This window comes from Alcaligenes nematophilus, assembly GCF_026344155.1.
Classification (GTDB): Bacteria; Pseudomonadota; Gammaproteobacteria; order Burkholderiales; family Burkholderiaceae_B; genus Alcaligenes; species Alcaligenes phenolicus.
On record NZ_JAPKMZ010000003.1, the window covers coordinates 123,965 to 143,278 of the forward strand.

Sequence of the window (19,314 nt, forward strand, 5' to 3'; positions counted from 1 at the left end):
AAACAGATCAAGCGTGATCGGCGTGTTCAGCCGCTGAACCGCATACCGGGCAAGCCGGATCTTTGCGGAAACGTACGGTATGCCAATTCATATTGAAGGCATCCACACTTAGCAAACGGCCCACCAAAGGCTCTCCGAAGCCGCCTAACAGCTTCAAGGCTTCGACCGCCTGCGCACTGCCCACCATACCCAACAAAGGCGACAGAACGCCTGTGGTAGCGCAACGCAGTTCCTCGACGTCGTCCGCTTCAGGGAACAGACAGTGGTAGCAAGGAGCTTCGGGCTGACGCAAGTCGTAAGTACTGACCTGACCCGAAAAGCGAATCGCTGCACCTGACACCAAAGGTTTACGTAATGCCACGCAGGCACGGTTGATCGCATGGCGGGTTGCGAAGTTGTCGCAGCAATCCAGCACCAGATCCACTTGCTGAACCCAATGCATCAAGCCCGCTTCGTCCAGACGCTGAACGACGGGTGTCACCTTCACTTCGGGATTGAGCTGCTCGATATGCAGCTTGGCAGATTCAACCTTGTCCCAGCCCAGACGATCGGTGGTGTGAGCAATCTGACGCTGCAGATTGCTCAATTCCACCTGGTCATCATCCACCAGAATGATGGAGCCCACACCCGAGGCCGCCAGATAAGCCACCACGGGGGAACCCAGTCCCCCGGCTCCAACGACCAGGATGCGAGAAGCCAGAATTCGCTCCTGCGCTTCTACCCCGAATTCATCGAGCAGAATATGCCGCGCATAGCGCAGTAATTGCTGATCTTCCACGTCAGGAACCTGTGTTTACGGCTTTACCGGTTCGAGCCCCTTGGGGGTGATTCGGAACCGCTCAACGCTGGGTTGCTGACTCAGGGGACTTTTTTTTTCCGGCGACTCGGACTCCACTTCCTTTTCGCGCTTGGCAGCCGCTTCCTTGGCGGCAGCTACTTTGGCTGGATCATTCTTGATCACAGGACGGCCAGCCAGATGGTTCAGCGCTTGCTGCAACTGGAAGTCGTCGTCACCACCGAATTCAAACATCTTGAATTCCGGGCTCATACCCAGATCAGGCTGTTCTTCTTCGGTAGTTTCATCCACCTTGCTGTTGACCAGGTGACGCTTCAGGTCCACTTCGCGCGGCAAGCGGAACAGATTGCCCTGGGCGGTGTCATCCACGACCACGTCCGGCTGGACACCCGTTACCTGAATGGAAGTACCGTTAGGTGTGTAGTACAAGGCAGTCGTCAGTTTCAGGCCCGATTCCTCGGACAGAGGGACCACACTTTGCACCGAGCCCTTGCCGAAGGTGCGGTTACCGATAATGGTGGCGCGTTTGTGGTCTTGCAAAGCACCGGCCACAATTTCCGACGCCGAGGCCGAACCCACATTTACCAGCACCACGATAGGCACGTTCTTGAGCCAATCCAGTTTCTTCAGAACATCCGCGTCCGTATCCAGCTCGCCCAGAACGGACTGCATGGATTTGACGTAGTACTCGCGGTTGGAGGAAGGAATACGGCCCTTGGTGGAAACCACCAGATCACCCGAATCCAGGAAGGCGGAAGTCACGCCGATAGCGCTTTCCAGCAAGCCACCGGGGTCGTTACGCAGGTCAATCACCAAGCCTTTTGGTGCGCCTGGGCCTTTATGAACCTCGGACAACTGCTTGACCAGATCAGCAGCGGTACGTTCCTGGAACTGGGCAATGCGTACATAAGCCACATCGTCAGCCAGCATCTTGGAGCGCACACTGCGTACCTTGATGACATCACGCACCAGGTTGAACTCCAGCGGCTTGTCACGTCCAGCACGACGGATAGTCAGCTTGATGGAGGTTTTGGGCTCGCCACGCATTTGCTTGACGGCATCATTCAGGCTCAAATCCTTGGTGGGTTTGCCATTGATGTGCGTGATGATGTCGCCCGCCAGAATACCGGCGCGCGCCGCAGGCGTATCCTCGATAGGCGAGATAACTTTAGGCATCCCGTCTTCGCTACCAATCTCTATGCCCAGACCGCCGAACCCGCCTTGGGTCATGGCTTCCATTTCCTTGAAAGCGTCGGCATCCAGATAGGCCGAGTGCGGATCCAGATCGGTAAACAAACCCTTGATCGCGTTATTGACCAGGGCCTGATCCGTAAGGGGCTCCACATACGTGTTCTTGATGGCAGCGAACACATTGGCGAACTGCTGCAGTTCGCGCAAAGGCAATGGCTCGCCGCGTTGAGCGACCGCAGTAATGCCCAGGCTGATCAAGATACCGCCCACAGCACCTGCTGCCACTAGACCAATGCTGCCAATCCTTCGAGTGCTCATGCACATTCCCATTATTTTCAGATTCAAGACGGGGCCACCTCCCGGAGCTGACCCGACCATGCATTATAAGAGTAGCGTAAAGCGTCGACCAGCGTGAACTGGGCTGGAGTCGCTACCCCGCGCAACAAATGCGAGCAAACGTAAGCACCGCAGGCAAAAGTGGCTTAGGAACCTAACCAAACCTGCGGATTGATTGGCTTGCCTTGATGGCGCAACTCAAAGTACAGGCCGGGTTCAACCTGGCCGCCGGTGGCTCCCACCCGCGCAACCGCATCCCCACGCCCCACAATATCGCCTACTTGCTTGAGGGTGCTCTGGTTATAGGCATAGACACTCAAGTAATCGCGACCATGATCAATAATCAGCAAATTACCAAAACCGGTCATCCAGCTGGCAAAAACCACTCGGCCTGGAGCTACCGCGCGAACCGTGGTGCCGGCCTGTGCTCGCAACACAATACCGCGCCAAATGCCGCCATCAGGACGTTCAGCCCCGAACTTACCTTGCATTTCGCCGCGTACCGGATAAGGCAAGCCACGTTTCAGACCCTGGAAACCACCTTCTGGTTCCAAGGCGGGAGCAGATGCCTGCTCAACGGGCTCCTCAACGACCTGAACCTCGCGCACTTTGGGAGTGGCCGGTTTGCTGATCGGCTCGCTAGGCTCGGACGACGCTTCCAGGCTGTCTGACAAGAGACGCTCGTTCGCGGTCGGCGGCGTGTAGGTCAGCGGTGGACGCGGAATCATGGGTTCCGGATCTGGCTTCTGTGGCGCAGCAGGTTCCGGCTTGCTAGGTGGCAAGGCCGCAGGCAAAGGCGGTTGCGTGGCACGAGCCCGCTCCAGCAACTCCCGCTCGCGCTCCAGACGCGCCTGTTCACGGGCGGCCTGCTCTTGTTTGGCTTTACGCTGCAACTCTTGCTGACGAGCCAGCTCGGCTTTGCGCGCTTCCTCTGCACGGCGCGCCGCTTCCCGTCGGCGTTGTTCTTCGGCGCGACGGGCCAGCTCGGCCTGTCGGGCAATTTCAGTTTCCAGGCCGGAGATCAAATCTCCCAGCCGTTTGTCATTACTTTGCAGGTTGGCAGCCTGACCGCGCTGGCGTTCCAGCTCGGCGCTGATGTCAGCCACCACCTTGGCTCGTTTTTCTTTTTGTTCTTCCAGAGCTTCCTTCTGAGCCGCGGCCTCCTTGGCCAGTTGCTCCTGCTCTTTCTCACGCGCGGCAACCTGGGTCTGCAAGCGATCCAGACGCTCTACGGTGCGACGTACTTTATGAACCTGCTCGGTCTGCTGACGCGAGACATAGCCCAGGTAATGCAATTCGCGGTTAATGGCGTTGGGATCATCACCCGACAAGAGGGCAGACCAGGGCGACACACCATTGGCGTATTGCGCTCGTAATTGCTCGGCCAGCTCCTGCTGACGTTGCTCTTTGATCACTTGCTGTTCGCTGATCTGTTTGCCCAGCGTACCTAGCTGCTGGTGCAATTGTTCCTGCCGCTGCTCGATCTGAGCCAGCGTGCGATCGATATCGGAAATAGCCTGCTCGGATTCGCGCAAGGCATTGGCGGCATCACGACGCGAGCTTTCGCTGGTGTCGATGGTTTTGCGCAGCGATTCGATCTTCTGGCGCAGCTCTGCCTGCTGCTTTTGAGCCTGGGCCTGGCGGGCGGCCAAGTCCGGATCAGCAGCCAGGGCCGGTAAGGTCCAGGCTGCCAGCAACAGGCAAACGCTGTAGCGCCACATTATTTACTGCGCCTTGCCCTGATTGGCCACGGCTTGCATCTGAGCCGCAATCGCTTCCTGGTCGCCCAGGTAGTAATGACGGATAGGACGCAGGTTTTCGTCCAGCTCGTACACCAAAGGCTGGCCGGTAGGAATATTCAGGTGAACGATGTCCTCGTCAGAGATGCCGTCCAGGTGCTTGATCAGCGCGCGCAAGCTGTTGCCGTGAGCCGTCACCAGAACGCGACGGCCGGAGCGGATTGCAGGAGCAATGGACTCGTCCCAGAAAGGAACCACGCGGGCTACGGTGTCTTGCAAGCACTCGGTGCGAGGCAGTTGATCAACTGGCACACGAGCGTAGCGAGCATCAAAACGCGGATTGCGTGGATCGTCTTCAGCGACGGGCTCGGGAGCGATTGCGTAGGCACGACGCCAGACCAGGACTTGATCCTCACCGTACTTTTGTGCGGTTTCGGCTTTATTTAAGCCCTGTAAAGCACCATAATGGCGTTCGTTCAGGCGCCAGCTCAAACCTATGGGGGTGTGCATGGCGTCCATCGAATCCAGGGCGATCCACAAGGTACGGATAGCGCGCTTGAGGACCGACGCGAAAGCCAGGTCGAACTCAAAACCGTTTTCTTTAAGCAGATCACCGGCCTGCTTTGCCTGTTGACGCCCGGTTTCGGTAAGATCGACATCGGTCCAGCCAGTAAACCGGTTCTCCAGGTTCCACTGGCTTTCGCCGTGCCGCATCAGTACAAGTTTATACATGGTAAAAACAGCCTCGAGGTTGAAAAATTGGCGCCACTCTATAATCGTGTGATCTTGCCCTTTTTTCTTGCTTTTCTTGGTAATCAACAGGATTTAACGTGGACTTCATCTTAAGTCAGAACAATCTTCTAATTTTAGCAATTGCGGTGCTTGCCGGCATTATGCTGTTAATACCCAGCTTTTTCAAAGGCCGTGCGGGACGCGCAGTTTCAAGCTCGGAAGCGGTACAGATGGTAAACCAGAAAGACGCTATTTTGATTGATCTGCGCAGCGCCGATCAGTTCAAGGCCGGGGCAATTGCACAATCTCGCAACATTCCTGCTGCCGACCTTGACGCCAAGGCCAGCACACTGCCCAAAGACAAGCCTGTCATTCTGGTGTGCGATACCGGTCGCAGCGCTCCGCGCAGCGTGGCCGTCCTGCGCAAGCACGGCATCAACGAAGCCTACACATTGCAAGGCGGTATTCAAGGCTGGCTGCAGTCCAGTCTGCCCGTCAAAAAATCGTAAGCTCCCCCTTCTACGAGGCTCTCATGGCAAAAGTCACGATGTACTCCACAATGGTGTGCCCTTATTGTGTGCGCGCTGAAATGCTGCTCAAGCAACGCGGCGTAACTGAAATCAATAAAATCATGATTGATCGCGAACCCGAACAGCGCGCTCTCATGATGGAGCGCACCGGTCGGCGTACCGTTCCCCAAATCTACATTGGCGACACCCATGTAGGTGGCTACGATGATCTGGCCGCTTTGGACCGCGAAGGTGGCCTGCTGCCTCTGCTGGCTGCCTGATTTTTTTTCTAACAATTTTTTTATCCCATAGGATCACCCATGGCCGACCAGAACACCCCAGCCGCTGACCAAGAAGCTCAACAACCCAGCTTCAGCCTGCAGCGCACCTACATCAAAGACCTGTCCATCGAAATGCCCAACGCTCCCCAGATCTTTCTGGAGCAAGAGGCCCCTTCCGTGGAAGTGTCCATCAATGTGGGCGGCCAACGCCTGGCTGACACCGTCTACGAAAGCACCGTCACCGCTACTGTGACCACACGCATTGGCGACAAGGTCATGTACCTGGTCGAAGCCACCCAAGCCGGTATCTTTGAAGCTGCCAACATTCCTGAAGAGCAGCTCGAACCCCTGCTGGGCATTGTGTGCCCCACCATGCTGTACCCTTACTTGCGCGCTGCCGTGGCCGACGCCATCAACCGCACTTCCCTGCCTGCCCTGCACCTGACTGAAGTGAACTTCCAGTCCCTGTACGAGCAGCGTCTGGCCCAGCAAGCCACCCCCGCTGACGGCCAGCCTTTGCAGGCCTGATGATGTCAAACGCGCACACTCCTGTTCGTGTTGCAGTCCTGGGCGCAGGCAGCTGGGGAACGGCCTTGGCCGCTCTGGCCAGCACCCAGGCTCCCACGATGGTATGGGCGCGCAAAGCATCAACCGCACAAGCCATCGGGCAGGATCATCGCAATCCAGCCTACCTGCCCGATGTCGTGCTGCCCGACTCGCTACAGGCCAGCGACAGCCTGCAGCAAGTCATGGAGTTTGCCCTGGCTGATGACACCGGCCCTGCCCTGCTGATTCTGGGCGTGCCTGTGCGTGGTCTGTCGCAAACCTGTGTGAATCTGGCGCAGTACCTGCCTGCCACACGCCGCCATCCCGTCCTGCTGGTCTGGACCTGTAAAGGCTTCCATCAGGAAAGCGGTTTGTTACCCCACCAGATTGTGCGTGAAAGCCTGCCCGACCATCCCTGGCTAGGCCGTGCCGTGCTCTCTGGCCCTTCGTTCGCCCTGGAAGTGGCTAAAGGCCTGCCTGTTGCGCTGACACTGGCCTGCGAACCTGCTGATATGGCCGGCATTGCCCTGGAGGCTTTGCATGGCAAGCAAGCGCGCCTGTACACCAGCACCGACATGATCGGCGTGGAAGTGGGCGGCGCTGTCAAAAACATCATGGCCATTGCCTGTGGCATTGCCGACGCTCTGGGCCTGGGCCATAACGCCCGTGCTGCCCTGATTACCCGAGGCCTGGCTGAAATGCAGCGCCTGGGTGTTGCCCTGGGTGGTCAAGCAGAAACCTTCTCCGGCCTGGCCGGTCTGGGAGATCTGGTCCTGACGGCTACGGGCGAATTGTCCCGCAATCGCCAAGTAGGCCTGGCGCTGGGTGCTGGTGAAAGCCTGGACAGCATCCTGGCCACCGGCATTACCGCTGAAGGTGTACGCTGTGCCCGTTCGGTTCTGGAAATGGGCCGAGCGCACCAGATTGAATTACCGATTACCGCCGCGGTCTGCCAAATCCTGTTTGAAAAACTGGCCCCGCGCGAAGCTGTCCACGCCTTGCTTACCCGCGAGGCAAAGCAGGAAGGCCACTAATACCTTCGTCTGCCCGATCTGGCACTTCACCCGCGCTGCCAGAACGGCAGTCAACCGTCTCTTACTCAGAATAAAACAATGTCATTGCTTGCTCGTTCTCGTGATCTTCTGATCCGCTCCGTCCTGGGGCTGGCCTGCACTGGTTTGCTGGCTCAATCGGCTCTGGCCCAATCCAGCTGGCCTGAGCGCCCGATTCAAATGGTCGTGCCCTTTCCAGCAGGCTCCTCGCCTGACGCCCTGGCCCGTGCCATTTCCGAGCCCCTGTCCCAAGCTTTGGGCCAAACTGTCATTGTTGATAACCGTCCTGGTGCTGGTGGCAATATCGGCACGCGCTTTGTGGCGCATGCCAAGCCCGACGGCTACACCTTGCTGCTGACCATCAATGGTCCCATGGTGACCGCCCCCACCCTGTACAAGACCTCGCTGGGCTACGACCCGCTGAAAGACTTGCAGGCCATCTCCATGATTGGCACCAGCCCCAACGTGCTGGTCGTGCCGGCCAACTCGCCCGCCAACACGGTGGAAGAGTTCATTGCCCTGGCTAAGTCTCGTCCCGGCGAATTGAACTACGGTTCAGTTGGCCCCGGCAGCTCGGCCCACTTGGCCATGGCCATGCTGGAACATGCGGTTGATATCAAACTGGAACAAATCCCCTACTCGGGCTTTCCACAAATCCTGACCGCCATTATTGGTGGCGACATTGACGCCGCCTTCATGGTGCCCGGCATTGCCATGCCCCAGGTTGAAGCGGGCAAGGTGAAAGCTCTGGCCGTAACCTCCTTGCAGCCCAGCGAATTGCTGCCCGGTCTGGACACCATGGCACAAGCCGGTCTGGAAAACTTCGAGGCGATTTCCTGGGATGCTTTCTTTGTGCCCCACAATACCTCGGACGATGTGGTCAAACGCCTGAACCAGGAAATCACCACCATCCTGCAACGCGACGACATCAAGGCCAAGCTCAACGCCTTTTACTTCTCGTCCGAGCCTTCCACCCCGCAGGAGATGACGGACAAGATCATTGCCGACAAAGCTCGTTGGGATGAGGTGATTGAACGCCTGAATCTGTCGCTGGAATAAGGACAAGATCGAAAAAAACGGCCCTGCAAATTCAAGACTTGCGGGGCCGTTTTCTTTGCAGCCATCACTCAAAAATAAATACGCGCCGTTCAATGACAAATGTGGCGTCGCCCAGGACTACACCCTTTCGGCCTGTCTCTGCACAAACTTAAACACCACCTTCGTAACCCGCTTGCCGCCAGGCATCAAAAACACAAATCGCCACGGCATTGGACAGGTTCAAGCTGCGTTGCCCCGCCAACATGGGCAGACGAATCCGCTGCTCGTTGGGAAACAAGGCCAGTTGTTCTGCAGACAAGCCTGCGGTTTCGCGGCCAAACACAAATACATCACCCCGCTGAAAGCTTTGCTCAGCCAGCAAATGGCTGCCACGTGTAGTCAGGGCAAACGCGCGATCAGGCGCGGAGCCCGTGGCCTGGAGGGCTTCTTCCAGACTGTCGTGCACCTTCACTTGCGCCCACTCGTGATAATCCAGCCCGGCACGACGCAGCTTGCTGTCTTCAAGCTCAAAGCCCAGGGGCCGCACCAAGTGCAAGACACAGCCTGTATTGGCCGCCAGTCGAATGACGTTACCCGTGTTGGGGGGGATCTCGGGCGAAACCAGGACGATATGAAACATGAAAAACCTAAAAAGTGCAGAAAAAGCCGCGAACAAGCGACGAAGTATACAGGGCTAGGATGCCTTCAATTTCCAGGGAGCTCGTGCAGCGACCAAGGCATAAACAGACTGTGCACCCTCCAAACGGCAGGCCCGGGCCAAGGCGTCCAAAGTGGCCCCTGTGGTCAGCACATCATCGACCAACAGCACATCACACCCTTGTAGCGACTCCCGTAGGTTAAAAGCACCCCGCATGGCCTGCCTGCGAGCCTGACGCCCCAAGTTCTTCTGTGCCTGCTCATGCCGTGCTTGCGCCACGACGATATGCAAACGAGCTGACAATCCCAATGAATGCGCCACGCGCCTGGCCAGTACCGCTGCCGGATTGAAGCCCCGCCGGTGCAAGGCTTTACGCTGCGAAGGCACTGGAATGACCCGGCAAGCGGCGTTCAGCACAGGCCCATGCCTACGCCATTGCTGCACCATCAGTTCCGCCAACACCGCTGCCATTTCCAGCCGACGGGAAATTTTAAACGCATGTATCAGCATATCGCCAGGATGTTCATAATCGAATCCGGCAACCGTCGCTTGCAGGGACAATTGCCCTGCTCCGCAATCCGGGCAGGCCAGTAAAGCCAAGGGCGGCAAGGCCAAAGCACAACGAGGGCAGCGCAAATCCTGGGCGGGTGTTGCCAGCGCGTGTCGGCAAAAGCGGCACAGTGCGCCACTTTGCGAACGTAATCCGCACAGCACACAAGGCCGTGCCAGCAGTGGAATCCCTACAAGACGATGGGTCGGCTCGCGCCGAAACAGGGGATGCGCCATAATAGATCATTACCTTTCAGAGCCAGGCTGATTCGATCACAGCACATGCCACTGATCCAGGCCAGCAACGTCCGCGCAACTATGTCCCAGTTACCTTCTTTACCAATCAACTCCGCCCACGTCGAGCAGCAATTCAATCGCCGCGCTCCCCTGGATCACGCTCAGTTTCTTTATGGTGAAGTCGCCCAACGGATGTTGTCCCGGCTGGCTTTGGTGCGCTTGCAACCCACTCATATTCTGGATGCCGGCTGTGGTGCCAGCCACGCACTGGAACCGTTGCGTTCCCGCTACCCGGATATGAACTACACCGGTCTGGATCGCAGCGCCAAGCTGTTGGAGGTTGCCCGCGAGCGCTACCAATCCAAACCCAGCCTGTGGCAAAAACTGCGCAACCAACCTACCCCTGCTGCCAACTGGGTTCAGGCCGATATGGCCAATAGCGGCCTGCCCGCAGAAAGCCAGGAGCTGGTCTGGTCGAACATGGCCCTGCACTGGCACCCGGAACCGCATCGAGTCCTGGCTGAATGGAACCGCCTGCTGAAACCCGAGACGCTGGTCATGTTCTCCTGCTTGGGTCCCGGCTCTTTTGCCGAGCTGCGCAGTGCCATGGAGCAAGCGGATCTGGGCACCCAAACGCTGGAATTCGTGGACATGCACGACTTTGGCGATCTGTTGCTGGAAAACGGTTTTGCTGATCCCGTGATGGATCAGGAGGTCGTGACGCTGACGTATCGCAGCGCTGAAAAACTGCTGGATGATTTGCGTCTGCTGGGCGGCAATCCGCACCCACAACGCAAGGCCAGCCTGAGCACCCTGCCCTGGCGTCAACGCCTGCTCAATGCGCTGGAGAAACAGCGCCATATGGACGGCACTTTGCATCTGAGTCTGGAAATTGCTTACGGGCACGCCTGGCGCGCTCGTAGCCGTCGCAGCACCCAGGGCGAGGTCAGCGTGCCGATCTCCACAATCAGCCGCCGCCCCAAACCCCAGGAATAAACCGCATTTAGAAGCGGTATTCGGCCTGCAACCAGAAGCGGCGGCCATCTTCCGCATAGGAATAGGCTCCGCTGGTACCCGAGTCGCGACGACGATCGGTCAGGTTATAGACGGCCGCGCTCAAGCTCAGATCTTTTCTGGCACGCCAGCTGGCTCCCAGATCCACCGTAGCAATCGTCCCCATGCTTTCGCTGACAGCACCGCCCTGTCCCCAGGAAATATTGGTTTCCCGACCACGCACGTTCAAGGTCGAGAAGGCTGACACGGCTTCATTCGGCGTCCAGTCCACGGTCAGGCTGCCCATATTGCGTGGGGTCGCCACCAAGGGCTGTCCTTCAGACTGCGGGTAGCCAAAGCCCAGGATAGTGGCGCTGCCATTACGCACCTTGGAGTCCGTAAAGGTATAGCTGCCGCGCACTTTCCATTGCTCGTTAAAGCGATAGGCCAAGCCCAGTTCCAGACCCTGAACCCGTGCTTCAGTGATATTGAAGTAGGTGCTATACATGCTGTTGGTATACGGGTCCGGTGGCACAGGACGGCCATCGGGGTAGTACAGCTGACGCGAGCCGGTATTGGCGATCTTGTTTTTGTAGCGGGTGTGGAACAAAGTAGCGTTGGCGCTCAACGGTCCGCCATCGTCAAAGTACAAGCCCAGTTCTACGTTGGTGCTGACCTCAGGTTCCAGATCCGGATTGCCCCAGGTATAAGCACCGCCACGCTGCGGCAAACCGATTTGCGGATTGCTTTGCATGATGGTCGGAGACTTGAAACCCTTGGCGATCCCGCCTTTCAGCGTCCAGGCATCCGTCGCACTCCAGACACCGTACAAACGGGGAGTCCAGTGACGGCCATAGAACTCGTTGTCGTCCATACGCACGCCGCCAGTCAGGGCGAAGGATGGGCTCAGGCTCCATTCATCTTCCAGGAACAGGGAGTATTCACGCACGGAAGTATCCACACCTGCGCCATTCGGATTGGCGTAGTAGCCATCGGCCTTCAACTCGCTTTTGCGCCACTGAAAACCACCCACCAGCATGTGATCGGCCAAAGGCAGGGTGAGCTTGCCATCAATCACGGTATTGCGAAGATCAGGGCGGGCGCTTTGAGTGGGGCCATCGCGATAGGCTTGTTCACGGTTCAGGCTTAGCTCCGTATCAAAGCGGCCCCAACGCCCCGTATGGGCCAGCGTATAGCTGTCGCGCACGTACTCGTTTTCATTGGCCTTGCCCGTCAAAGCCAATGACTTGCCGGGGGTGGTCCAGAAATGCTGGGTCGTGCGGCCAGCTTCAAACATGAACTCATGATTGTTATTGGGGGTTGCCCACAAACGCACCGTACCGTTTTGACGTTTGGCACGCGCAAAGCCATTCAACACCTGATCTTCCTGACGTTGCTTGTGGTAGCCCCAGAACTGCAAGCCCAAGCGCCCCGGCACGATGGGGCCAGACAAGTACAAATCAGCCGAGCCGCTATTTCCAGCCGAACCACTGTCCTGCAAGGTATAGCCACCGGTCAAGGAGCCGTGCCATTTGTCGGCCACTTTGCGCGTCACAATATTGATGACTCCGCCCAAAGCCTCAGAGCCGTACAAGGTCGACATGGGGCCACGCACCACTTCGATACGCTCAATGGCTTCCAGCGGGGGAATCCAGTTCATGTCCAGAGCCTCAGACACCCCACCCTTCATAGTGATCTGACGCATGTCCTGGCGACGACCATCAATCAAGACCAGCACATGCTCGGACTCCATGCCGCGAATCGAGATAGCCCCTTTGTCGCCACCTAAAATGCTGACGCCCGGCACCTGGCGCAAGGCATCGGCCAAAGACTCAAAGCGTTTCCCCTCCAGCTCCTCGCGCGGAATCACGGTGATAGAGGCTGGTGCGCTCACCACCTCCTGAGCGAATCCCGAGGCGGTCACCGAGATTGCACTTAACCGCTCAACTTCATTGCGTTCCTGAGCCCAGGCGGACATGCACGCCAAGGATAAGGCGGCCAAGGGCCAACGCAGACCCGTTCTCATTTTCATCAGACTTCTTCCATTATTTATAATACGAACCAAACTCATTTCTATTTGCTACTATCATGAGCCCGGTTTCTGACCGTAGTCTGATGAAAACTATTCTGATTATTGAAGACCACCGGCCTTTGTTGAGCCTGTTGGCAAGCCATCTGCAAGGGCAGGGATATGCAATTCGCACCACTACGACGGGGCGGATTGGTCTTGCCCTGCTGCAAGAACATAGCTTTGACGCCCTGATTCTGGATCTGGGATTGCCCGATATGGACGGCATGGAAGTTCTGGCGCAGTTGCATCGCCCAGATCGCAGCCAGCGCCTGCCCTGCCTGATCTTGAGTGCGCGCGATGCCGTCCACAATCGCATACAAGGGCTGCGTGGCGGTGCGGACGACTATCTGCTCAAACCCTTTGATCTGGTTGAGCTGGAGGCCCGCCTTGGCGCAATCCTGCGGCGGGCTGCGCCCAATCGTTACCAGCAACTGGTGATCGCGAATCTACGATTCGAGCCTGAAGTGCGACAAGCCTGGGTCAATGACCAAGCCTTGATGTTGCCACGGCGGGAAAGCCTGCTCTTGCTGGAGCTGATGCAGGCCAGCCCCCGTTTGCTGGTCAAGGATTATTTGCTGGAGCAGCTCTATCAAAACCAGACCGACATCAGTCTGAATGCCATCGAAGCGTTGATCTCCAAACTACGCCGCAAGCTGCGCGAGCAAAATGCCCTGGTTTGCATCGACACGGTGCGCGGTGTGGGCTACCGCTTGCGCGCTCTGTGAGCAGGCGCGCCTTCAGTCTGCGCGGGCGATTACTGATCAGCCTTTTGCTGATGCTGGCCTTGGGCTTTTGCACTTTGGCCCTGTCCTTGTTCGATACACGAGACGAGCTGCGCCGCATCAGCCTGTTTTTGCAGGCCGAAGAAATTGCCCGCGACTTTAAACCCTCGGAATCATTGGATAGCTTGCCGCGTCAGTACGCCGGTGGGGAAATGTCCTATTCGCTGTACAGCGCCGAGGGTGAGCTGCTCCAGGCCTCATCCAATCTGGCAAGTCCACGACGCCTGCGCCCTGCTCAGCCCGAAGACGAGCTGGCCTTGTTCAGACTGAAGCATCGCAGTGGCTATGTAGTTTCGGTTTCGGTCACGCTGCCCAGTGGCGAAATCCTGATGGTCGCCAAACGAGACCAGCGCGAAAGAGAGCTGATCGGAGCCTTGCTGCAAACCCGCATGTGGCGCTCACTGCTTTTGTGGCTGCCGGTGTGTGCGTTGGGTCTGTTGTTGATCGCCTGGCTGATTCATTGGACCTTGCGCCCGGTACGACAAGCGGCAAATCTGGCTGCGACGCTGGGCCCTGCTCAACCCGAGCTGCGCTTGCCGGTCACTGAACTGCCCAAAGAAATTCGTCCCTTGGCACAGGCCGTCAATCAAAGTCTGGACCGCCTGATGCAGGCCTATCACCATGAACAACAACTGGTCGCAGATGCCGCGCATCAACTGCGCACCCCATTAGCTGTGATGTCCTTGCGTCTGCAAACGGCTGAACACCACAGCGAGCAGGACTGGGATTTGCTGCGCGAGGATATTACCCACTTACAGCGTCTGGTCAGCCAATGGCTCAGCCTGGCCCGCAAGCAGGAGCAGGCTACGGAGCTAACAGACCACACAGCCTTGGCACCGTTGTGCCGCCGTGTGATGGGAGACTTATGGCCGCTTTTCGAGCAGGCCAATCGAGAGATCCAATTTCACGATGATAGTTCGCTCGATACTGTTCAAGCCTGTGAGGCCGATCTGTCCGAAGCCATTGTCAACGCACTGGACAATGCCCTAACACATGGCAAAGGCACGGTCAGCTTGCATTTGCATAACCCACAGCCAGACCAATGCGCGATCGATATCAGCGATCAAGGTGCAGCCTTGGATGCGCAAACAGCTCATCTGGCCTTTGAGCGCTTTCACAAGCAAGACAGCGCCAGCAAAGGAGCGGGCCTGGGGTTGACGATTGTGCGTCAGATTTTGCTGCGCCACGGTGGCCAGGCCCAGTTCCTGCCCGGCGCACCCTGCACTCTGAGGCTCTTGCTGCCACTAGCGGCTCCCGCCTCTGACAAAAAAACGGTTTAGCGGTAAACTCGTCCGGTTGGCCTCCCCGGCCAACTACGTTCTCAGGGCGGGGTGCAAGTCCCCACCGGCGGTAATGGCACTAGCCTAGCCCGCGAGCGCCTGACCTGAGGTCAGGGACAGCAGACCCGGTGTGATTCCGGGGCCGACGGTATAGTCCGGATAAAGAGAGAACGGGATACCCTCATAACCTGTACAGGAGTCATCCTGCTATGGGCTTGAGCTATCCTGCTTCCTGCATGCCCTGTTTTTGTTGTCATAAAACAGGAAATCAACATGAACAGTATTACCTCAGCCAATCTTCTGGCTCCCCGTATCGCCTTTATTCAAGCTTGCTGGCACAAGGACATTGTGGATCAGGCCCGACTGGGTTTTATCGACGAAGTCAAAGCCCTGGGCCACGACAGCAGCCTGATCGACTTCTTTGAAGTGGGCGGCGCCTTTGAAATCCCGCTACATGCACAACGTCTAGCCCAATCGGGGCAGTACGCTGCTGTTGTCGCTGCGGGTCTGGTGGTTGATGGCGGCATCTATCGCCACGACTTTGTGGCTACCGCAGTGATTCAAGGCTTGATGCAAGTCCAGCTCAGCACCAACGTGCCCGTGTTTTCAGTCGTGCTGACTCCACACCATTTCCATGATGGCAAAGAGCACCACGATTACTTCCACCGTCACTTTGTGATCAAGGGCCAGGAAGCGGCCCGTACATGCCTGGATACCATGAGCAAATTGCAGGCACTGCCTGCGACATCCGTCGCCGCTCTCTAAACGACAAGGCGGCCTGAAAAGGCCGCCTCAATCCCCCCCCCCGGGGCTGCTTTTACCCGCAGCGCCAGAGCTGGCCAGAAGCTTGCTGGCCATGCATTTGGTAACTACTGTATCAAGACTGGTTACGCTTGCGCGACGAGTCTATACCCAGCTGTTTAAGCTTGCGGTACAAGTGGGTGCGTTCCAGACCAGTACGCTCCGACACACGCGTCATGCTGTGATTTTCGCGGCGCAGATGATATTCGAAATAAATGCGCTCGAACTCGTCACGCGCTTCGCGCAAAGGCAGATCCAAAGAAATGCTGCCTAGCTGGGACTCATCCTGCTCGACTTCAGGGACGGCCACGGCAGGTGCCATACCGGGAGCCATTGTGGCGGTTTCAGGGCGGCGATCACCACCTTGAACCACCGGGCGGGCAGCGGCTGCCAGCGCCTTGGGTGCAACGGTACGCTCCAGACCCGAGGCGACGGTCTTGAGCAGGCGCTGCATGGTGATGGGTTTTTCCAGGAAGTCCACCGCACCAATACGGGTTGCTTCCACCGCGGTATCCACTGTGGCGTGACCACTCATCATGACCACTGGCATATCCAGCAAGCCTTGAGAAGCCCACTCCTTGAGCAGGCTGACACCGTCAGTGTCTGGCATCCAGATATCCAGCAAGACCAGATCGGGGCGGCCCCGCAAGCGTGCCTCGCGAGCCTGGGCGGCATTCTCTGCCAATTGCACGGTGTGCCCTTCGTCGTAAAGAATTTCCGACAAAAGTTCCCGAATGCCGATTTCGTCATCAACTACCAGAATTCTGGCCATAAAACGTCACCTACGTGATTTTTACGCATTATCGTTTGCTCGCCGCCCAGAGTCCAGACGAATATGCTGGCCAGCAAGCCGGGTAAAGAGGATGGAAATGCGAGCCCCCCCCTCACGACGATTGGAAACATCGATTCTGCCGCCGTGCTCCTCGATGATTTTCTTAACTATAGCAAGTCCCAGACCCGTGCCGGTGGGCTTGGTGGTTACGTAAGGTTCAAAAACGCGCACCAGCATCTGGGGATCAAAACCAGGCCCGTTATCTGACACCACAAAACTGACCGCATCAGAAGAGTCGGAACCTTCTACGCCCGCAATCATGGTTTTAACAAATACATGCGCCTGGTCAAGTGATTGATCCTGGGCAGCCGCTTCACGAGCATTGGCCAGCAGATTATGGATAACCTGCCGCAGCTGCGTGGGGTCGCCTTGAACCATGGGCAAATCAGGGTCCAGCTCCACATCAATTGCCACACTATAACCATCGTCCCGGACCATGCCTTCTTCCGGGTCCCAACCATATAAAGTCAGCACTTCGGTAATCAGCTCGTTCAGATTCAGAGCTTGCATCTGAGTCGCCGGTTTACGAGCATACTCTCGGAAATCTTCCACCATCTTTTTCAGCGAACTGACCTGATTGACGATGGTATTGGTATAACGCAGCAACATGGCAGCATGGACTTCATCCAGCTGCGACTCCAGTTTCATGGCCAGTCGTTCGGCCGACAACTGAATAGGCGTTAACGGGTTCTTGATCTCGTGTGCCAGGCGTCGAGCCACTTCGCTCCAGGCCACCAGACGGCTGGCGGAAATCACGTCGGTAATATCGTCAAACACCACCAGATACCCGGTTGGCTGACCATCTACACGCAGCAAGGTACCACGGGCCAAAACGGTGACGATAGTATCACGCGCTTCATTACCTTCTTGCATTTCCAATTCAAACTGCTGCTGCCAGTAAGGATGATCCGAGCCCATGGCCTGATGCGTGGAAAAGGCTTCACGTATCACCGAGGCAAAGGTCATGGCCCCTTCCAGCGTTTCCAGCGGACGACCCTTGATGGAGCGCAAGTCCACCTGCAAGATACGCTGCGCCCCCTGGTTGAACATGGTGACGCGGAACATCTCGTCAAACGCCAGTACACCACTGGACAGATTACTGAGCACGGACTCCAGGTACATATTGGAGCGTTCCAGCTGCAGACGATTTTTCTCGACCATGCGGCGCGCTTCATCCAGTTGCCGAGTCATGGCATTGAAAGAGCGGGTCAACTGGCCTACTTCATCTTTGGCAGGTGGCTCAGGCAAAGCCCGGTAGTCCCCTACTCCTACCGCCTGCGTCCCGGCAGCCAATGTCAACAAAGGACGCGTCAGGCGGCGCGACAAGGCCAAGGCAGCCGCCACAGCCGTAAACACCGCCAGAATCAAGGCCAGCGTCAGTGTAATGCCATAGAGCTTGCGCAAACCCTGGCGAGACAAAGCCAGCTCCTGATAATCCCGGAACCCTTGCTGTACCTGGTTGGCATTACGTGCAATCTTGTCCGGCACAGGCTGAATGACCTGCAGCCAGCGCGAGTCTGCCGTGCCACTCAAGGTTGCCGTAAAGCGATTAGGATCCGCCAGGGGCAGAACCGTACGCAGGCGCAAACCTGTGGACTCTGCGGGAACCCCGCCTTCGTCCAGGCCGTTGTCGTGAACAGGCGCATCATCATCCACCTCGGCAGCCGAATAGCGGCCTGCAATACGCAGCTGATTCATCACGCTGGAGGGCGGCATATCAGGCAGCAGCGTGTCATAGCGGCCCGAGGAAAAGGCAATCAGACGACCATTGCCCGAAAATACCATTGCCTCCGTCACCCCGCTGTTCTCACGCAAGGAGATCAGCAAGCTGCTGTACTGCGCACTATCCGCCTTGTTCAGTGCCGACACCATTTCATTGGCACGACCTTCCAGCTCATTGAGCTGCGAATCCAGGGCGGCACGGCCCAGGCTCAAGCCCGACTCCAGGGCCGTATCCACCCGCACGTTGAACCAGGACTCGATCGAGCGTGACATGAACTGCACCGAGAGCAGATAAATCAATGCCCCCGGAATAATGCCGATCAAGGTGAAGTAAAAGGCAAAGCGCGCCGTCATGCGGGCACCAAACTGACGCCGGCGTATTTGTCTGAACAGACGAATCGTCAGCAACAACACCCAGGAAATCAGCGTGGCGGCCAGTACACCGTTGAGCACCAGCAGCAAGTCATACTGCTGCGCATAGCGCGAAGCGTTACCCGTAGACCAGACAAGAAGAGAAAACAGCGCCAACGCGCTAACACCCGCTCCGAACAGAGCGGTGCGCAAGATCCAACGTATCAAGGTTGGGGCTCGTCGACGGAGACGGAAAAGGAAAAGGTTTTCCATGGAGTAGCCAATGTCCAGGCAGAACTATTGATGGCGTCCACTTGAAACGGACGGGCCAGCAAAGAGGTATCCAGGCGCAAACGCACACGACCCTGGTATTCCTGGTCGCGGTCCAGATCAGCCACATAGGCCACGGCCCAGCCGCGAATATGCCGCAGCATGGCCAATGCGTCGTTCATGGAGGATTCGGGCAGAGAAAGGTCCCCGGTGCCCACGCGCCACTGACGGGTCAGGGCGTTATACACAACCCGCCAAGTTTGTTGTTCTTTGACAACGTTTTTGTCAAACCAGTACCAGCGGGGTTTGGCCAATTCCACTTCAACCGTGAAATACAGCGGCACCCCTTTCTCGGCAGCGGTGCGCAATTCCGGGCTTAACTCGAATTCGACATCCGCGTCGATATACAGTTTTTCATCCCGAATATGGGGCTCGACCTTGACGACCCGCTCTCCCGACGTAGCGACCGGCACAATGGTATTGGCCGAGCTTAGCGCGCAGTTGAAAATCAGCAGAAAAGACAGAAAAACGCGCCACATCGTGATTAA

General features: G+C 57.4%; 19 protein-coding genes and 1 riboswitch. Of the genes, 9 read left to right on the forward strand and 10 right to left on the reverse strand.

From position 1 onward, the window contains the following. Positions 1-7 precede the first annotated feature (7 nt). The 4 genes from OSH04_RS09310 to gpmA form a co-directional block, all read right to left on the reverse strand. Positions 8-778, reverse strand: a complete 771-nt coding sequence (locus OSH04_RS09310) for a HesA/MoeB/ThiF family protein (RefSeq protein WP_035270273.1) — start codon at positions 776-778, stop codon at positions 8-10. Positions 779-793: 15 nt separating this feature from the next. Beyond that, positions 794-2,305: a S41 family peptidase gene (locus OSH04_RS09315; protein ID WP_021447177.1), complete on the reverse strand. Its 1,512-nt coding sequence runs from the start codon at positions 2,303-2,305 to the stop codon at positions 794-796. Between the two features lie 164 nt (positions 2,306-2,469). Next, the gene (locus OSH04_RS09320) at positions 2,470-4,044 is read right to left on the reverse strand and encodes a murein hydrolase activator EnvC family protein (protein WP_083054738.1); all 1,575 of its coding nucleotides are present in this window, start codon (positions 4,042-4,044) and stop codon (positions 2,470-2,472) included. Between the two features lie 3 nt (positions 4,045-4,047). Beyond that, positions 4,048-4,794, reverse strand: a complete 747-nt coding sequence (gpmA, locus tag OSH04_RS09325) for a 2,3-diphosphoglycerate-dependent phosphoglycerate mutase (protein ID WP_266108321.1) — start codon at positions 4,792-4,794, stop codon at positions 4,048-4,050. A gap of 161 nt (positions 4,795-4,955) precedes the next feature. Between gpmA and OSH04_RS09330 the strand changes: the two genes are divergently transcribed. The 5 genes from OSH04_RS09330 (at position 4,956) to OSH04_RS09350 (ending at position 8,241) form a co-directional block, all read left to right on the forward strand. Further along, positions 4,956-5,303, forward strand: a complete 348-nt coding sequence (locus OSH04_RS09330) for a rhodanese-like domain-containing protein (protein ID WP_226349166.1) — start codon at positions 4,956-4,958, stop codon at positions 5,301-5,303. A gap of 23 nt (positions 5,304-5,326) precedes the next feature. Beyond that, positions 5,327-5,584, forward strand: a complete 258-nt coding sequence (grxC, locus tag OSH04_RS09335; protein WP_009458616.1) for a glutaredoxin 3 — start codon at positions 5,327-5,329, stop codon at positions 5,582-5,584. Positions 5,585-5,623: 39 nt separating this feature from the next. After that, positions 5,624-6,112 (forward strand): protein-export chaperone SecB, encoded by a 489-nt coding sequence (gene secB / locus OSH04_RS09340; RefSeq protein WP_266108322.1) that lies wholly within the window; start codon positions 5,624-5,626, stop codon positions 6,110-6,112. After that, positions 6,112-7,164: an NAD(P)H-dependent glycerol-3-phosphate dehydrogenase gene (locus OSH04_RS09345; RefSeq protein ID WP_407066157.1), complete on the forward strand. Its 1,053-nt coding sequence runs from the start codon at positions 6,112-6,114 to the stop codon at positions 7,162-7,164. The genes secB and OSH04_RS09345 overlap by 1 nt, the downstream gene beginning before the upstream one ends. 78 nt (positions 7,165-7,242) lie before the next feature. After that, positions 7,243-8,241, forward strand: coding sequence for a Bug family tripartite tricarboxylate transporter substrate binding protein (locus OSH04_RS09350; RefSeq protein WP_035270263.1), 999 nt, complete (start codon positions 7,243-7,245; stop codon positions 8,239-8,241). Positions 8,242-8,389: 148 nt separating this feature from the next. Here OSH04_RS09350 and OSH04_RS09355 read toward each other — a convergent pair whose 3' ends face one another. After that, a complete protein-coding gene (locus OSH04_RS09355; RefSeq protein WP_060185351.1) occupies positions 8,390-8,860 on the reverse strand; it encodes a tRNA (cytidine(34)-2'-O)-methyltransferase in 471 nt (156 codons plus the stop codon). A 54-nt stretch (positions 8,861-8,914) separates the two neighbouring features. Next, positions 8,915-9,664 carry a ComF family protein gene (locus OSH04_RS09360; RefSeq protein WP_239054714.1) on the reverse strand — a complete coding sequence of 250 codons (750 nt, stop codon included), beginning with the start codon at positions 9,662-9,664 and terminating at the stop codon, positions 8,915-8,917. 81 nt (positions 9,665-9,745) lie between these two features. On the opposite strand from OSH04_RS09360, the gene OSH04_RS09365 reads away from it, so the two are divergent. Then, positions 9,746-10,660, forward strand: a complete 915-nt coding sequence (locus OSH04_RS09365) for a methyltransferase domain-containing protein (RefSeq protein WP_031232879.1) — start codon at positions 9,746-9,748, stop codon at positions 10,658-10,660. Between the two features lie 7 nt (positions 10,661-10,667). Here the strand turns inward: OSH04_RS09365 and OSH04_RS09370 are convergent, their stop codons facing one another. Continuing rightward, a complete protein-coding gene (locus OSH04_RS09370) occupies positions 10,668-12,689 on the reverse strand; it encodes a TonB-dependent receptor domain-containing protein (protein ID WP_266108323.1) in 2,022 nt (673 codons plus the stop codon). An 83-nt stretch (positions 12,690-12,772) separates the two neighbouring features. Between OSH04_RS09370 and OSH04_RS09375 the strand changes: the two genes are divergently transcribed. The 3 genes from OSH04_RS09375 to OSH04_RS09385 all read left to right on the forward strand — a co-directional run bounded on the left by OSH04_RS09375 (position 12,773) and on the right by OSH04_RS09385 (position 15,555). Beyond that, positions 12,773-13,453, forward strand: a complete 681-nt coding sequence (locus OSH04_RS09375) for a response regulator transcription factor (RefSeq protein ID WP_266108325.1) — start codon at positions 12,773-12,775, stop codon at positions 13,451-13,453. After that, positions 13,450-14,790 (forward strand): HAMP domain-containing sensor histidine kinase, encoded by a 1,341-nt coding sequence (locus tag OSH04_RS09380; protein WP_137430623.1) that lies wholly within the window; start codon positions 13,450-13,452, stop codon positions 14,788-14,790. Before OSH04_RS09375 ends, OSH04_RS09380 begins: the two co-directional genes overlap by 4 nt. Before the next feature lie 33 nt (positions 14,791-14,823). Continuing rightward, a riboswitch (FMN riboswitch) is annotated at positions 14,824-14,966 on the forward strand. Between the two features lie 97 nt (positions 14,967-15,063). Further along, positions 15,064-15,555 (forward strand): 6,7-dimethyl-8-ribityllumazine synthase, encoded by a 492-nt coding sequence (locus OSH04_RS09385; protein WP_266108326.1) that lies wholly within the window; start codon positions 15,064-15,066, stop codon positions 15,553-15,555. 112 nt (positions 15,556-15,667) lie between these two features. Here OSH04_RS09385 and OSH04_RS09390 read toward each other — a convergent pair whose 3' ends face one another. Genes OSH04_RS09390 through OSH04_RS09400 form a run of 3 tightly spaced genes read right to left on the reverse strand, consistent with a single transcriptional unit; the run spans position 15,668 to position 19,305 of the window. Next, complete coding sequence (locus OSH04_RS09390) at positions 15,668-16,363, reverse strand: response regulator (RefSeq protein ID WP_266108327.1); 696 nt, start codon at positions 16,361-16,363, stop codon at positions 15,668-15,670. A gap of 21 nt (positions 16,364-16,384) precedes the next feature. Next, a complete protein-coding gene (locus OSH04_RS09395; RefSeq protein ID WP_266108474.1) occupies positions 16,385-18,721 on the reverse strand; it encodes a sensor histidine kinase in 2,337 nt (778 codons plus the stop codon). Then, positions 18,721-19,305, reverse strand: a complete 585-nt coding sequence (locus OSH04_RS09400) for a DUF4390 domain-containing protein (protein ID WP_026483737.1) — start codon at positions 19,303-19,305, stop codon at positions 18,721-18,723. Before OSH04_RS09400 ends, OSH04_RS09395 begins: the two co-directional genes overlap by 1 nt. Between the last annotated feature and the right edge of the window lie 9 nt (positions 19,306-19,314).

What these genes read in the sequence shown, in the direction of transcription:
- OSH04_RS09375 (WP_266108325.1), top strand. Translation starts at nt 12,773, where the DNA reads ATGAAAACTATTCTGATTATTGAAGACCACCGGCCTTTGTTGAGCCTG.
- OSH04_RS09345 (WP_407066157.1), top strand. Translation starts at nt 6,112, where the DNA reads ATGATGTCAAACGCGCACACTCCTGTTCGTGTTGCAGTCCTGGGCGCA.
- OSH04_RS09365 (WP_031232879.1), top strand. Translation starts at nt 9,746, where the DNA reads ATGTCCCAGTTACCTTCTTTACCAATCAACTCCGCCCACGTCGAGCAG.
- secB (WP_266108322.1), top strand. Translation starts at nt 5,624, where the DNA reads ATGGCCGACCAGAACACCCCAGCCGCTGACCAAGAAGCTCAACAACCC.
- OSH04_RS09330 (WP_226349166.1), top strand. Translation starts at nt 4,956, where the DNA reads ATGCTGTTAATACCCAGCTTTTTCAAAGGCCGTGCGGGACGCGCAGTT.
- OSH04_RS09390 (WP_266108327.1), bottom strand. Translation starts at nt 16,363, where the DNA reads ATGGCCAGAATTCTGGTAGTTGATGACGAAATCGGCATTCGGGAACTT.
- OSH04_RS09370 (WP_266108323.1), bottom strand. Translation starts at nt 12,689, where the DNA reads ATGAAAATGAGAACGGGTCTGCGTTGGCCCTTGGCCGCCTTATCCTTG.
- OSH04_RS09385 (WP_266108326.1), top strand. Translation starts at nt 15,064, where the DNA reads ATGAACAGTATTACCTCAGCCAATCTTCTGGCTCCCCGTATCGCCTTT.
- OSH04_RS09355 (WP_060185351.1), bottom strand. Translation starts at nt 8,860, where the DNA reads ATGTTTCATATCGTCCTGGTTTCGCCCGAGATCCCCCCCAACACGGGT.
- OSH04_RS09350 (WP_035270263.1), top strand. Translation starts at nt 7,243, where the DNA reads ATGTCATTGCTTGCTCGTTCTCGTGATCTTCTGATCCGCTCCGTCCTG.
- OSH04_RS09360 (WP_239054714.1), bottom strand. Translation starts at nt 9,664, where the DNA reads ATGGCGCATCCCCTGTTTCGGCGCGAGCCGACCCATCGTCTTGTAGGG.
- gpmA (WP_266108321.1), bottom strand. Translation starts at nt 4,794, where the DNA reads ATGTATAAACTTGTACTGATGCGGCACGGCGAAAGCCAGTGGAACCTG.
- grxC (WP_009458616.1), top strand. Translation starts at nt 5,327, where the DNA reads ATGGCAAAAGTCACGATGTACTCCACAATGGTGTGCCCTTATTGTGTG.
- OSH04_RS09320 (WP_083054738.1), bottom strand. Translation starts at nt 4,044, where the DNA reads ATGTGGCGCTACAGCGTTTGCCTGTTGCTGGCAGCCTGGACCTTACCG.
- OSH04_RS09315 (WP_021447177.1), bottom strand. Translation starts at nt 2,305, where the DNA reads ATGAGCACTCGAAGGATTGGCAGCATTGGTCTAGTGGCAGCAGGTGCT.
- OSH04_RS09400 (WP_026483737.1), bottom strand. Translation starts at nt 19,305, where the DNA reads ATGTGGCGCGTTTTTCTGTCTTTTCTGCTGATTTTCAACTGCGCGCTA.